We start from the raw sequence: 13,690 nt of genomic DNA on the forward strand, positions 1-13,690 counted from the left end.
CATCAATTCCATATGAGTTGCGCGCGGATCAGTCCGCGCAGGGAGTTTCCGACGTAAAGCGTGCGATCTCTTAGATCGTCGGGCCGGATGCGGCCGACCCGGGCCTTGCGCTGGCAGATCAGCTCGGTGCGCAAGACTCCAGCCAACAGACCGGAGGAAATTGGCGGGGTGCGGAGCGTGTTGGGTCCATCCTCGAGGAAGACCGAGGTGATCGTCCCCTCGCAAACCTCGTCCTTCTCGTTCAGCAGCAGCACCTCATCGGCCTCGTCGGGACGGTACTCCGCGCGTGCCGCCTCATAGACGGCGCGGCGCGTAGTCTTGACGCGCAGCAGCTTGTCGGCGGAATCGAGCCGGGTTGCGGCGGCGATACGGACGCGCCAGACTGTGTCGGGTGACAGCGCCGAGAAGGGGGCTGTCGTTACCGCTGCCTGTCCGTCTCGGTCCAGCGTCAGCCGGACCCTCAAGGGTGCGGAAGCACCGGCGATGGCCTCTTCCAGTTTGGTGAGCGCATTTTTCGGAGCCGGGAAGCCGAGGCGGCGAGCCGAACGTTGCAGCCGGGCAAGATGCAGGCGCAGGCGGATGAAGCCAACCTCCGGCTCATAGCGCAGCGTCTCGATCAGGGAAAAATCCTCTAGCGGTCGATCCATCGGTCCCCCACGGCGAAGCGCGCCTTGAGGAGGCATTCCTCATATTCCGCTTCCGCCGTCGAATCGAAGACGATGCCCCCGCCGACATTGAACACTGCGCGGCCGTCTTCGAAAAGCGTGATCGTGCGGATCGCCACCGAAAAGCGCATGGCTCCATCAGGCGAGATCATGCCGATCGCGCCGCAATAGGCATCTCGCGGGCCATCCTCAAGGTCATGCAGGATTTCCATCGCCCGCATTTTCGGTGCGCCGGTAATCGAGCCGCAGGGAAAGAGTGCCGCAAGAATATCGCGGATGGTGATGTCGGGCAGCAGCTTTGCCTGCACATGGCTGACCATCTGGTGCAGGGTCGGGTAGGTCTCGATTTCGAAGAGCTTGGGCACGTCGAGTGTGCCGACTTCGGTGATGCGGGAGATATCGTTGCGCAGGAGATCGACGATCATGCGGTTTTCGGCCTGCGTCTTCTCGTCGGCGAGCATGGCGGCGACGATTTCGGCATCCTCGACGGCGTTTGTGCCGCGCTTGGCCGTGCCCTTCATCGGATGCGTCTCGATCCAGCCTTCTTCATCCGTGCGGAAAAAGAGCTCCGGCGAGCGCGACAAAATGATCGGACCGCCGAGATCGACGAGCGCACCGTATTTCACCGGTTGCCGCTCGATCAGCGACCAGAAGGCGGCTCTGGCGTCGCCGTTCCAGCGGGCATGGATCGGCATGGTCAGGTTCGCCTGATAGCAGTCGCCGAGGCGAATATGCCGGTGCAGCCGGTCAAATCGCTCTTTATATATAGGGAAATCCCAGGCGGCCTTTGGCTCGGTCAGGAATTCCTGATTTTCAAGCCGTTGCATCGGCTGGCCAAGAGAGTCGTCATCGGCTGCGGGAGCATCGAAAACGCCGAAGCAAAGCAGCGGCGTCTCGCGGTTCTCTTCGGCAAAAGCTGCAAGCTTTTCCTCGAAAAGATGGCCGGCTTCATAGGCGATGTATCCTGCCAGCCATTTCCCCTGTCGCCTTGCCCTCTCCATCCGGTCCAGCGCATCGAAGAACTGCGCGCGCGTCCGGGCCGTGATGATCTCGGCCGGTTCGGCAAAGATCATCACCTGTCCTGTGCTGTCGTCCCTGAAGAGGACGTAAGGTCGGGCATCGGCCATGCGTGGGTGTCTATCGGGTCGTTGTTATGTCGATTGTCAGGCAGGTCTGCCATTGCCGCAGCTTCGGTGCCTGGCCCCTCACCCTAGCCCTCTCCCCGCCAATGCGGGGAGAGGGAGTTACCGCAACCACTAAATCGCCGTTTGCAAAGAACAGTGCTGTGGATGCTGAGCCAGTCCCCTCTCCCCGCGAGCGGGGAGAGGGCTAGGGTGAGGGGCCATGCACAAAGCCGCAGCAATGGCGGACGTGCCTGACCTGCTAGCAGGCGCAGTTTCAGTTCTTATCTAGCGCTTCAAGCTCGTCGATCAGCCCTTCGATCATCGACAGTCCCTTGCTCCAGAACGACGGGTCGGTGGCGTCGAGGCCGAAAGGCTTGAGGAGTTCGGAATGATGCTTGGTGCCGCCGGCCTTCAGCAGTTCGAAATACTTCTCCTGGAAGCCCTGATCGGCATTCTGGTAGACGGCATAAAGCGAGTTCACCAGGCAATCGCCGAAGGCATAGGCGTAGACGTAGAAGGGCGAATGGATGAAGTGGGGGATATAGGCCCAATAGGTCTCGTAGCCCTCGGAGATCTTGATCGCCGGCCCCAGGCTTTCCGCCTGTACGGACAGCCACAGCTCGCCGATGTCATCGGAGGTCAGCTCGCCATTCTTGCGGGCGGTGTGCAGCTTGCGCTCGAATTCGTAGAAGGCGATCTGGCGCACGACCGTGTTGATCATGTCCTCGACCTTCTGGGCGAGCATTGCCTTGCGTTCACGCTTGTCGGTGGTCTTGTCGAGCAGCGCGCGGAAGGTCAGCATCTCGCCGAAGACGGAAGCGGTTTCGGCCAGCGTCAGCGGTGTCTGGCACATCAGGGCGCCCTGGCCGCCGGCCAGAACCTGGTGCACGCCATGGCCAAGCTCGTGTGCGAGCGTCATGACGTCGCGCGGCTTGCCCATGTAATTGACGAGAACGTAAGGGTGCGCCGATGGCACGGTCGGATGGGCAAATGCGCCCGGCGCCTTGCCGGGGCGCACCGGCGCGTCGATCCACTCTTCATCGAAGAAGCGCTTGGCGATTGCGGCCATGTCAGGCGCGAACTTGCCATAGGCTGATAGCACCGTCTCCTTCGCCTCGCTCCAGGGGATCAAGGCATTGGGCGTTTCTGGGAGCGGCGCGTTGCGATCCCAGAAGTTCATCTGCTCCATGCCGAGCCACTTGGCCTTCATCTTGTAATAGCGATGCGAGAGCCGCGGATAGGCATCGCGTACGGCCGCGGCCAGTGCATCCACCACTTCGCGCTCGACGCGGTTGGCAAGATGTCTGCTGTCGGCGATATCCTCGAAGCCGCGCCAGCGGTCGGAAATTTCCTTGTCCTTGGCGAGCGTGTTGGTGATGAGCGTGAAGGTGCGAAGGTTCGCCCTGAAGGTTGCGGCAAGCGCCATGGCCGCCTTGCGGCGCGCTTCGGGATCCTGTTCCTGCAGCATGTTCAGCGCGACTTCCAGCGGCTGCTTTTCACCGTCGATCTCGAAGCGTAGCTCCGCCATCGTCTCGTCGAACAGCCGGTTGAAGGCTGCGGCGCTGGTCATGGACTTTTCCAGGAACAGCTGCTCGAGCTTGTCGTCGAGCTGATGCGGCTTGTCCTTGCGCAGGTCGACGATCCACGGACGGTAGTGGCCGGCAGCGGGGTCGTTCGCCATGCAGGCATCCATCGCGGCGTCATCGATGCGGTTCAGTTCCAGAGGGAAGAACAGCAGGTGGGCGGCATAGTCCGTCAGCCGCGTCTGCACATCGCCATAGAGCTTGCCGTTGGCCGGATCGCTGGTGTTGGAAAAATAGGTGAGGCCGGCAAAGGAGCCGAGTCGGCCCATGATATCGTCAAGCGCCTCATATTCCCTAATGGCGGCGCCGATACCGGCATCGCCCGTCCTAGCCGCCGCTTCCGTAAGTTTGCCCTTCCACTTGTCCTCGAAGGCGGTGGCCATCTTGCCCGCCTTTTCCATGTCGCCCGTGAAGTCAGGCGAGGTTGCGGAAGGATAGAGATCGCTGAGCTTCCAGGCGGGCAGGTCCCCGAGCGTGCCGCCGGCGGCAGGCTGGCTCGCGGAGAAGTTAAGGGATTGACGGAGCGAGGTCGGGCTCATGGGCGATATTTCCTCTGCTTTTTATTGCGGAACGTCCGATGCGTTCGTGTTTATTCGGGCGGAAAGCCTGCTGCAAGCCTGATTTCCCCGGCGCTGACGGTTGAACCATCGGCGGTAGTACATTCGTCATAATGATTAAAATGCGATGATTTGGCAAAACTTCATGTTCAAGCCTTTCTGCGAATGTTCGTGTCAGGTTTCGCATGAAGTGAGGCACCAATGACCGTTTATAATAGCGCCAAAGGGGGCGCGCAGATTCTCGTTGTTGAGGATGATCCGATTCAACGCCGTCTGCTGAAGAATGCCATCGAGCGGCACGGACACGTGGCCCATTTGGCAGAAAATGGCCGCATCGGCCTTGAGGTTCTGAAGCGTAACAGCGAGCAGATCAACGTGATCGTGCTCGACCTGATGATGCCGGAAATGAACGGCATCGAGTTTCTGGGCGCGCTGAACGAGATGGGTATCGATCTGCCCGTTATCGTGCAGACGGGGCAGGGCGGTATCGACACCGTGGTGCAGGCCATGCGGGCCGGCGCCTTCGATTTTGTCGTCAAGCCCGTGTCGCCCGAGCGCATTGCTGCGTCTATCGGCAATGCCCTCAAGCTCGATCAGCGCGAGGCAAAGGCACGCGCGGGACGCAAATCGCGTTCCAGCGCCATCACGTTCGACGACATCGTCTCGGCAAGCCCGGCGATGATGCGGGTGATCGACCTTGCGCATCGTGCCGCACAGTCGAACATTCCCGTCGTCCTGGAAGGTGAATCCGGCGTCGGCAAGGAACTGGTGGCGCGTGCCATTCAGGCCGCAAGCGACCGCTCCGGCAAGCCGTTCATAACGGTCAATTGCGGTGCCATTCCGCATAATCTGGTCGAAAGCATTCTTTTCGGACATGAAAAGGGAGCGTTCACGGGCGCGGCCGAGCGTCATGTCGGCAAGTTCATGGAAGCCGATGGCGGTACGCTGTTCCTCGACGAGATCGGCGATCTGCCGCTGGAAGTCCAGGTCAAGCTGCTGCGTGCCGTGCAGCAGGGGGAAATCGAGACCGTCGGCGCGCGCGTTGCGCAGAAGGTCAATGTCCGCCTGATCTCCGCGACCAACAAGGATCTGATCGAAGAGGTCAAGGCCGGGCGTTTCCGCGAGGACCTCTACTATCGCCTCAACGTCTTCCCGATCACCATGCCGGCGCTTCGTCGCCGCAAGGAAGATATCCCGCATCTGGCGCGCGCCTTTGCCGATCGCTTCGCGCTCGAACAGAAGCTCGATCATTCGCTCGATATCAGCAACAGCGCTCTTGCGTTGCTGACGGCGTACGACTGGCCGGGCAATATTCGCCAGCTCGAAAATGCCGTGTTCAGGGCGGTCGTCCTGTCCGAGGGGCCGGAACTGCTGGATACCGATTTTCCGCAGATCGCCGCGCAGCTGCCCGGTTATTTCTCGGGCGAGCATCCGACCTTAGTTGTGGATAATTCCCAGGCCCACGCCTTGGATTCCGCAAGCGGAGAGCGCGCCGAGCGCGGGATGCGCGTGATTTCATCCGATGCGGCTGCAACCTCGTCGCTTCCTGTCGGTGATGCCTTGGCGACGGCTTCGGATAACGTCATCGTCAGCACCAACATGTCAGGCGATGTCCGGAAACTGGCGGATGTCGAGGAAGAATTGATCCGCTTTGCCCTCAGATTCTATCGCGGGCAGATGAGTCAAGTGGCGAGAAAGCTTGGGATTGGGCGCTCAACTCTCTACCGCAAGTTGAAGGATTACGGCATAGACCCGGATGACCCGCAAAAAAGCGCGGCGTGAAGGGAAGCTTAACGTTTAGGCAAGCATATTTTGTTACCCGTCGTAAAGCACTTGTTAGTGCATCGTTCACCATGTATGAAGAGGGCGATTATGTGTGGCATTTTTGCCATCGTGTCACCGCAATTGACAGCCATTTGGAACACGATGCGACATTGTCTGTCGGACGGGGATCGAATTGCCGAATTTGAGTGGAAATACCAAGCCTAATAGCTTGAGCTGGCATTCTGCGTGCTCAGACCTATTTAGCAAGGTGGCCAAGGTAGTAGCCGTTGGCCTCCTTGCTTTGGCTGTTTCTACGCCTGTTTTCGTTGGCACTCCCTCGCAGGCCGGCGGGGAAACCCGTAGCCTGAAGATTTATTACGTCCATACCGGCGAAAAAGCCGTCATCACCTACAAGCGCAATGGCAAGTTCGATCCGGACGGTCTGGAGAAGCTGAACCGTATCCTGCGCGACTGGCGCAAGAACCAGCCAACGAAGATGAATCCGCGGCTGTTCGACCTTATCTGGGAAGTATACCGCGAGAGCGGCTCGCACGAATTTATCTACGTCATCTGCGGATTCCGTTCGCCGGGCACCAATGAGATGCTGCGCACGCGTAACGCACATACGGGCGTTGCCAAGAAGAGCCAGCATATGCTCGGCAACGCGATGGACTTCTACATTCCGGACGTCAAGCTGACCAAGCTGCGTGAGCTCGGCATGAAACTCCAGGAAGGCGGCGTTGGCTATTATCCGACTTCGGGCTCGCCCTTTGTCCACATGGACGTCGGCGGTGTGCGCGCTTGGCCGCGCATGGATCGCCAGGATCTCGTTCGCCTGTTCCCGGATGGCAAGACCATGCATATCCCTGCCGATGGCCGGCCGCTGCCGGGCTATCAGGAGGCTGTCGCCGATTACAAGCGCCGCATGTCGTCCGATATCCAGATCGCCAGCTCCTCGTCACCTCGCCGTGGCTTCTTTGCCCGTCTGTTTGGCGGCGGCGGCGCGGATGAGGAAGAGGACAATGCGGATGAAGGCTCGTCCGCACCAATCGCTGTCGCTTCAGCTTCGCGCAAGAGCCAGCCGGCTCCGGCAGCGGGTGACGATGGTGATGATAGTGCGGCTCCCGCTTCTGCTCCTGCCCAGGTTCAGGTTGCGAGCATAAACGCACCCGTACCGCAGATTCGTCCGGCCTTCGGTGGTCAATCCGCTGGCAGCGACGTAGCCTCCGCGCTCGTATCGGCGCCGCGCAATGACGCTCAGGATGCGCTCGCCGCAGCCATGCCGAATGCGGGCGACCAGCCGCAATATGCCGACCTTCGCTCCTATCACGTGCCGGTGCCGTCCCTGCTGGACCGCCGTGCACCTGGCGATGCTGAAGTGGCGTCCGCCGAAGCAGACATGAAGGGCCAGCTGGCTGCCGTGCCGGTGCCGGCACAGCGTCCTGAAATTGCCGAAAGCCTCCTGGCCTCTGCCGATGCCGATCAGGAATCGATCGACGACCAGGCCGATGCCGGTACGCTTTCGCCCTCGGTCATCGCCGCTCTCGAGCAGAGCCGACCCGATCGATCGGATGCCAACGCTGTGGCTGCCGTGACCTCACCGCAGAACAATGTTGCCTCGAAGGACCAGCTTGCGCCTTCGAATAATGGCGTAGCTTCCGGCAACGACGCCGCGCAGGCGATTGCAGCGGTTCTGCCGCAGCAGCGGCCCGCTCAGCAGATGCCGATGCAGATGGCCGCACTGGCACCGGTTCGCAATGAACTCAAGGCCAGCAGCACCCGTCGTTTCAATGACAGTTTCGATGCGGTGACACCGCAGGAACGTCCGATCGCTGCGGGTATCGCCACCAAGGGCGGCCGGCCGAACAAGCAGGATGCGGTGACGGCGGATTCCGGTCGTGCCACGATAACGACGGCGCCGAAGCTGACGGACAAGATGATTTCGCAGTGGGCGATTGCAAAGGCCCGCGTCGAGATCGTCAATCGCCCGGTCAAGGCGCCTCGCTTCGTAAGCCCGGCGCTTCGCGCCCAGCCGACCGCGGTCTATACCGATGGTTTCAAGGTGCAGACGGCGTCGATCGACCCGGAACGCTTCAGCGGCACAGCGGTGAATTTCCTCCAGGTGAAGAAGTTCAACTCGGTCGAATAGACCACAATTTAAAGTTCAGACAACTTTCCGGGAGCCCATTTGGGCTCCTTTCATTTGCGCAAGGATCAGGCGCATGCGGTGATTGCGGCTCGATTGATCACTCGCATCGCTCACGCAAATTTTGGTGGGATGGGATTGATCAAAGCAGTTGTTGCCTGTGGGTGACACCTTGCAGGCTTTCAGGTTGCTGTCAGATTTTATTCATTTTCACATCATCCTCTACTCAGTTTTGTTTCATCCGGCGCAATTAGGGCGATAGGCCTGAAAGGCTGGATATCCGAATTTGAACCGCAAGACGGCAATCATCATTGGCAATGGCACATTGCAGCGCGATCTCTCGGAGATCGTCGACAATGCGGATTTTGCGATGCGCTTCAACGAGCCTAAAGCCTCCATCGGCATGAGCGGCTCACGCACCGATATCCTGATGCTCGCAGCCTCCAGCAAGCCGATGCAGCGGCGATTGACCGATCCGGCCTTCTTCACCAGCGCGACCTTCAGGGCGGCCAAAGAGGTCGTGCTCGCCTATCATCCCGACATCATCCGCAAATATCACCCCAAGCCCAATTTCCTCTCGCGCCTGAAGGGCCGAAAGAGCGACTGGACGATGCGAACCATCGAGCTGGTGGGTGCAGCCGGCAAGGAAATTCGCATCATGCCGCCGCAGTTCTACATCGAAGGCTGTGCGGAACTCGGGGTTGCCGAGTGTCGGATGCATCAGGTCTTCCCGAGCACCGGCTTTTTCGGCGTCCGATATGTGCTGTCGATCCTTCCCGCCTGTGAATGGGAGGTGAAGCTTTGCGGGTTCAGCTGGGAGGGATGGAAGCGCCATGCCTGGCTGGATGAACGCCGCTGGGTTGAAGAGAAGACGGCAAGTGGCCGCATCAGCATGCTCGTCTAGCCGATAATCGGCTGTGGAATGCGCTTGAAAATCATCGTTTTCAGTTTCGCCTCATGTCTGCCTAAGCTCGCCTTCATTCAGGGTTGCTAGAGCCTGCGCCTACAACACTGAGGTATTCTTTAATGCAGACTCACGAATTCGACTCATCCTCGGCTACGCCGCTTGAAAGAGCGCATGCGGGATTCGGATTCGATGATACGCCCAATCCCTTCGGCCCTAGTCGGGAAGCGTTGAGCGAGCCGGTTATCCGTGGTTTCGTTGTCCATCTGGATCGCGCCCGAGACCGCATGCCGCAGGTCGAAAGACTGATGGCGAAGCTGCCGGTTTCGAGTGAAATCGTGGAAGCGGTCGACGGCCGCTGCCTGACCGAGGCCGAAGTAGACCGCGTCTATCGCCGCAAGCTCCACAGGCCATCCTATCCCTTTGCGATGAGCCTGGGCGAGATTGCCTGCTTCCTGTCGCACCGCAAGGCATGGGCCGCCATCATCGAACAGAACATCGATGCCGGCCTCATTTTTGAAGACGATGTGGAGATCGACGATTCGTTTGATGCCGCCTTTGCTGCTGCCAAGGCCTGCCTCAAGCCGGGGGCGTTCATTCGCTTCCCGTTCCGGGTGGGCAAGGAACATGGCACCCGCGTTCTGACGCAGGGCGATATCAAGGTCATTCAGCCAACCCGGATCGGCCTTGGCATGGTGGCGCAGCTTGTCAGCCGTGATGCAGCCATTCGTCTGCTGCAAGCAACCGCCTTCTTCGACAGGCCGGTCGACACCACGGTGCAGATGAGCTGGCTTACCCATGTCGCACCGCTCGCCGTACTTCCCGGTGGCGTGCATGAAATCTCTTCGCAGCTTGGCGGCAGCACAATCAAGAGCCGGAAGACCCTGATGGAAAGGCTTTCCAGAGAGGTGCTGCGGCCGCTATATCGCGCAAGAATTGCGCTGCGCTCGCACCGCTCCATCTAAGAAGATCAAACTTGTCCGTTCCAATTCTCGCATATCATCAGATTGCGGTGCCACCTTCGAGCAAGGCGCCGTTCAGAAGCATGACCGTCCATCCGGAAGCCTTCCGTCGCCAGATGGAATGGTTGAAGAGGCTTGGAATTCAAGGCCTGTCACTGCGCGAGGCAATGCCCTACATCACCGGAGTGAAGGCAGGCAGGGTCGCCGCCATCACTTTCGACGACAGCTATTTGAACGTCTTCGAGAATGCGTTGCCAGTGCTGCAGGAATTCGGCTTCACCGCCACGAATTTCGTTGTCGTGAACCAGATCGGCGGCGGCAATGTCTGGGACCTGCCGCTTGGCGTGGCGCCAGCACCTTGCATGTCTGTGGAGCAGCTGCGCCGGTGGAGCAGCCTCGGGCATGAAGTCGGCTCGCACACGCTCGATCACGTTCATCTCCCGCAATTGCCGATGGAAGATGCGCGCCGCCAGATCTCGGATTCGCGCGGTCTGCTGGAAGACTTGCTGGACGAGGGCGTTTCGTCCTTTTGCTTTCCCTATGGCGATGAGACACCGCTTGATCGAGTGCTGGCCTATGAGGCCGGCTATAGTGCCGCGACCACGACACGGCGCGGAAGGGCGCGGCCGGGAGACGACCCCTTCGGCCTGCCGCGCGCGACGATCCGGCGCAACGACAGCTGGCTGCATTTCGTCAAGAAATGCACATTCGGTTAAACCACCCATAGCCACCAATGTCGCCGGAGCGGCTGGAAGCCGCCCCGGAAAGGCTTGATCAAGGCGCAATGGTGAATGTGTAGGCACCGTTGGTCTTGTGGCCGTCGGTCGAGAGCGCGTGCCATTCGACCGTGTACTTGCCGGGTGCAAGCTTGTCGCTGACGGGCACCATTAGCGTCTTGTCACCGTCCATCAGCGAAGAGGCGCCTGTTTTGACCGTCTTCTTGTCCGGTCCGGTAACCGTCACTCCGCTGAACTTCAGGTTCAGACCCTCGGTGAAGGTGAGGTCCAGTTCCGAAGGGGCTTGCTTGACGGCGCTGTCGGCCGCCGGCGCGGAGGACTTCAGGTGAGCGTGCGCCAGGGCCTGGCCTGCGAAGGCCATGCTGGCGGCGGCAGTCACGAGTAGCAGCGTCTTCATCCGAGTCATGTCGGTCTTCCTTTTCCATTGAAGCGCCGCAGGGGGCTGCGGCAGGTTTGATGGCGACGGATGTCGCCTCTTATATCCCGTTCGGATTGCTACCGATGGGGTGCGTGCGGGCGGCCAATGCCGCTCATTTCAGAAGATTGCGGATCTTTTGCAGGGCGACGTCCTTGTCTTCCCCGTAGGCAATGAGACCGCGCAGATTGCCGTCGGCGCCGACGAGGAGAACCGAGGCGGTATGATCCATCGTGTAATCGCCATCGGGCGAAGGCACTTTCTTGGCATAGATGCGCCAATCCTTGATGGCCTTCTGCATTTCCGTGGGGGTGCCGGTAACGCCGGTGATACGATCGGTGAAATTGCCGGTGTATTTGTGCATGACCTCCGGCGTGTCGCGCTCAGGGTCCACGGAGAAGAAATAGGCTTTGAGCTTGTCCGCCTCCGGTCCCAGCGTCTTCAGCCAGCCGGCCATTTCGAACAGCGTGGTCGGGCAGACATCCGGGCAATGGGTGTAGCCGAAGTAGATGAGCGACGGGTGGCCCTTGAGAGCCAGCGCGGTCATCGGCTGGCCCCGGTCGTCGATAAGGTTGAAAGAGGAGCCGATGTGCTCCTCCGCTCCCTTCGCTGATGGCATCAAGCTCCAGGTGAAGTAGGCGATCAAGCCGCAAATGCTGAGCAGGAAGACCGTCAGGATGGCGGGGATCGACCATTCTTTCGTGAACATCGGCTTCTCCTCCTTGGCGTGAAGGGATGCGCGGCTGCCGCCGCGCCGTTCATTCAGCTGCGTTGGCATGGTCGCCCCCGTTGTCCGCCTTGCTTGCAACCGCCGAACCCACGGGGAAATCGACATCGATCGAGCCGGCCTTTTCGAAGGTCAGTTTCGCCCGGATTGTCTCGCCCTGCTTGAAGGGGTCGATGACGTCCATGAACATGAGGTGATAGCTGCCGGGCTTCAGCTGAACCCTCTTGCCGGCGGGCAGCGGCAGGCCCTTCTCGAGCTTGCGCATCACCATGACGTCGTTATCCATCTTCATCTCATGGATCTCGACCTTGACCGCTCTCGACGAGCTGGCTGCGATCAACCGGTCATCGGCGCCGCCGGTATTGGTGATGGTCACATAGCCGCCGCCGACCTCGGCGCCTGGCACCATGGCCCTCACATAGGGAGCGGCGATCTTGAGCTTTCCAAGCATTGTTTCGGCGGCGAAAGCCAGCCCGGGAACCGTGAGGCAGAGGCTGGCGGCGGCGAAGGAGCTGATAAATCGGTTCATGATCGGTTTCCTCTGGGGATCTGGGTGCCGCGCGGCAGGTCCTGCCGCGCAGCCTTTCATGAGAAGAAGCGTTTCAGTGGGGGCACGAAACGGATGACTGTCTGATCAACCACCAGCATCGCGACGACAGCGAGGCCGCTTAAGGGAAAGGCCGCGCCGAAGACGATCGCAATCAGCCACAGCCCGATATAGACGGACTTCTGCGGCGGCATGGGCGGCACGCCGAGACGGCCGGCCGGCCGGCGCTTCCACCACATCATGACAGCGGTGACGCAGCTGAGGACGATGGCGATACAGGTCGCCAGCATCAGCAACTGGTTGAAGAGGCCCCATTCCTGCCCCTGGTGAACATTGATGCCCCATTCGATCGCCTGGCCGAATGCCGGATATTGATCGAAGGAGAGATCGACCAGCGGCTTGCCGGAATATTGGTCGATATGGACGGTGCGTTCCTGGGAGAGATCCTTGGGGAAGATCGAGGCGGTGAAGACGCCCGTCTCGTCGGAAGGTAGCGCAATGCTGAAGCCGGGCGCCATGCCCAGTCCCCTGGCGATCTCCACCGCCTTGTCCAGGCCGATCGACTTCGACGCCGCTGCCGCGCCGGAGAGCGGCACTGGCGCGTTCTCGACGATCCAGCCGGGGCGGTTGACGATATCCTGCGTGACTTTCGTCGATGTGGGCACATTGTCCCAGAGGGCCGCGGGATAGCCGAGATCCTTGGCGGTCAGCCACGCATTGACATTGGCGCCCCAATAGCCCGACCAGGGCATGCCGCTGAAGGCGAGGAAGAAGATGACGATGCCGGCGATTGCGCCGGTGACGGCATGAAGATCGCGCCAGAAGACGCGGCGGGACGGCGTGCCGCGAACGGTGAGGATGCCGCCGGTCTGGCGTCGCGGCCACCAGAGATAGATGCCCGTCACGACAAGCATCAGCGCGAAGCCACCGACGATCTCGATGATGCGGTTGGTCCATGTTCCGAAATATTCGAGGCTGTGGATGCGTTTGACGACCCAGCTGAATTCCTCCTTCGAGCCGACAGAGCCGACTACCTCACCATCATGGGGATTGACGTAGACGAACGTCGATTGGCCGCCTTTCGACACTGTCACCAGGGCGGATCGGTCTCCCGCCGCAGGCTCGCGATAGGATGTCGCCGCGGTGCCTGGCATGGCAGCCAGTGCCGCATCGACGATCTTTTGTGGCGATAGCATCGGGCCTGTATCGGCGACGATGTTGCGGTGGGCATAGAAGGTGTCGGCGATCTGATCCTTGAAGAGATAGATGGATCCGGTGATCGCCAGGTTGAGCAGAAAGGGAATGACGAGCAGGCCGGCGAAGAAGTGCCAGCGCCAGATCGCTCGATAGAGCGAGATCTGGTCCGATGCGGTTGCGGCAGGCTCGGCCGCGGTGAAGGCAGACATTGGGAACTCTCCGAAGCTCCGGCGGCAGGGAATGATCCGTTGCGAGGGATGTGCCCGTCTGCGGGAGTGGCGACCTGTCCGGTCGCGGCTTGTGCCGATGTCGCTTGCGAAGCGGACAATCAGGATATCCGTCGTGTGTCGGGACATCGGCAA

The 13,690-nt window shown here is 60.5% G+C and carries 12 protein-coding genes; 5 read left to right on the plus strand and 7 right to left on the minus strand.

Annotated elements, in window-relative coordinates; genetic code table 11:
- Positions 1-2: 2 nt before the first annotated feature.
- The 3 genes from A6U86_RS31495 to A6U86_RS31505 all read right to left on the minus strand — a co-directional run bounded on the left by A6U86_RS31495 (position 3) and on the right by A6U86_RS31505 (position 3,911).
- Positions 3-647 carry an aminotransferase class IV family protein gene (locus A6U86_RS31495; RefSeq protein ID WP_068400157.1) on the minus strand — a complete coding sequence of 215 codons (645 nt, stop codon included), beginning with the start codon at positions 645-647 and terminating at the stop codon, positions 3-5.
- The gene (locus A6U86_RS31500; protein WP_068400160.1) at positions 632-1,792 is read right to left on the minus strand and encodes an aminodeoxychorismate synthase component I; all 1,161 of its coding nucleotides are present in this window, start codon (positions 1,790-1,792) and stop codon (positions 632-634) included. The genes A6U86_RS31495 and A6U86_RS31500 overlap by 16 nt, the downstream gene beginning before the upstream one ends.
- Before the next feature lie 271 nt (positions 1,793-2,063).
- Complete coding sequence (locus tag A6U86_RS31505) at positions 2,064-3,911, minus strand: M3 family oligoendopeptidase (protein ID WP_068400163.1); 1,848 nt, start codon at positions 3,909-3,911, stop codon at positions 2,064-2,066.
- A gap of 219 nt (positions 3,912-4,130) precedes the next feature.
- Between A6U86_RS31505 and A6U86_RS31510 the strand changes: the two genes are divergently transcribed.
- From A6U86_RS31510 to A6U86_RS31530, 5 genes are all read left to right on the plus strand, one after another.
- Complete coding sequence (locus tag A6U86_RS31510) at positions 4,131-5,711, plus strand: sigma-54 dependent transcriptional regulator (RefSeq protein WP_068400166.1); 1,581 nt, start codon at positions 4,131-4,133, stop codon at positions 5,709-5,711.
- Positions 5,712-5,886: 175 nt separating this feature from the next.
- Positions 5,887-7,842 (plus strand): DUF882 domain-containing protein, encoded by a 1,956-nt coding sequence (locus tag A6U86_RS31515; RefSeq protein ID WP_068400168.1) that lies wholly within the window; start codon positions 5,887-5,889, stop codon positions 7,840-7,842.
- 283 nt (positions 7,843-8,125) lie between these two features.
- Positions 8,126-8,743 (plus strand): glycosyltransferase family 29 protein, encoded by a 618-nt coding sequence (locus tag A6U86_RS31520; RefSeq protein ID WP_068400171.1) that lies wholly within the window; start codon positions 8,126-8,128, stop codon positions 8,741-8,743.
- Between the two features lie 122 nt (positions 8,744-8,865).
- A complete protein-coding gene (locus tag A6U86_RS31525) occupies positions 8,866-9,708 on the plus strand; it encodes a glycosyltransferase family 25 protein (RefSeq protein WP_068400173.1) in 843 nt (280 codons plus the stop codon).
- An 11-nt stretch (positions 9,709-9,719) separates the two neighbouring features.
- Positions 9,720-10,421 carry a polysaccharide deacetylase family protein gene (locus A6U86_RS31530; protein WP_068400175.1) on the plus strand — a complete coding sequence of 234 codons (702 nt, stop codon included), beginning with the start codon at positions 9,720-9,722 and terminating at the stop codon, positions 10,419-10,421.
- Positions 10,422-10,479: 58 nt separating this feature from the next.
- On the opposite strand, the gene copC is transcribed toward A6U86_RS31530, so the two are convergent.
- From copC to A6U86_RS31550, 4 genes are all read right to left on the minus strand, one after another.
- The gene (copC, locus tag A6U86_RS31535) at positions 10,480-10,848 is read right to left on the minus strand and encodes a copper homeostasis periplasmic binding protein CopC (protein ID WP_068400179.1); all 369 of its coding nucleotides are present in this window, start codon (positions 10,846-10,848) and stop codon (positions 10,480-10,482) included.
- 124 nt (positions 10,849-10,972) lie between these two features.
- Positions 10,973-11,566, minus strand: coding sequence for an SCO family protein (locus A6U86_RS31540; protein WP_068400521.1), 594 nt, complete (start codon positions 11,564-11,566; stop codon positions 10,973-10,975).
- Positions 11,567-11,615: 49 nt separating this feature from the next.
- Entirely contained in the window at positions 11,616-12,113 is a 498-nt protein-coding gene (locus A6U86_RS31545) for a copper chaperone PCu(A)C (RefSeq protein ID WP_068400181.1), read from the minus strand.
- 56 nt (positions 12,114-12,169) lie between these two features.
- A complete protein-coding gene (locus A6U86_RS31550; RefSeq protein WP_068400184.1) occupies positions 12,170-13,537 on the minus strand; it encodes a PepSY domain-containing protein in 1,368 nt (455 codons plus the stop codon).
- Positions 13,538-13,690: the final 153 nt, after the last annotated feature.

This window comes from Rhizobium sp. AC27/96 (genome assembly GCF_001692325.1).
In the GTDB taxonomy this organism is placed as follows: Bacteria; Pseudomonadota; Alphaproteobacteria; order Rhizobiales; family Rhizobiaceae; genus Rhizobium.

Bases quoted from the DNA above. Each gene is read 5' to 3' on its own strand.
- A6U86_RS31545 (WP_068400181.1), bottom strand. From the start codon at position 12,113: ATGAACCGATTTATCAGCTCCTTCGCCGCCGCCAGCCTCTGCCTCACG.
- A6U86_RS31525 (WP_068400173.1), top strand. From the start codon at position 8,866: ATGCAGACTCACGAATTCGACTCATCCTCGGCTACGCCGCTTGAAAGA.
- A6U86_RS31495 (WP_068400157.1), bottom strand. From the start codon at position 647: ATGGATCGACCGCTAGAGGATTTTTCCCTGATCGAGACGCTGCGCTAT.
- A6U86_RS31510 (WP_068400166.1), top strand. From the start codon at position 4,131: ATGACCGTTTATAATAGCGCCAAAGGGGGCGCGCAGATTCTCGTTGTT.
- A6U86_RS31500 (WP_068400160.1), bottom strand. From the start codon at position 1,792: ATGGCCGATGCCCGACCTTACGTCCTCTTCAGGGACGACAGCACAGGA.
- copC (WP_068400179.1), bottom strand. From the start codon at position 10,848: ATGACTCGGATGAAGACGCTGCTACTCGTGACTGCCGCCGCCAGCATG.
- A6U86_RS31505 (WP_068400163.1), bottom strand. From the start codon at position 3,911: ATGAGCCCGACCTCGCTCCGTCAATCCCTTAACTTCTCCGCGAGCCAG.
- A6U86_RS31550 (WP_068400184.1), bottom strand. From the start codon at position 13,537: ATGTCTGCCTTCACCGCGGCCGAGCCTGCCGCAACCGCATCGGACCAG.
- A6U86_RS31540 (WP_068400521.1), bottom strand. From the start codon at position 11,566: ATGTTCACGAAAGAATGGTCGATCCCCGCCATCCTGACGGTCTTCCTG.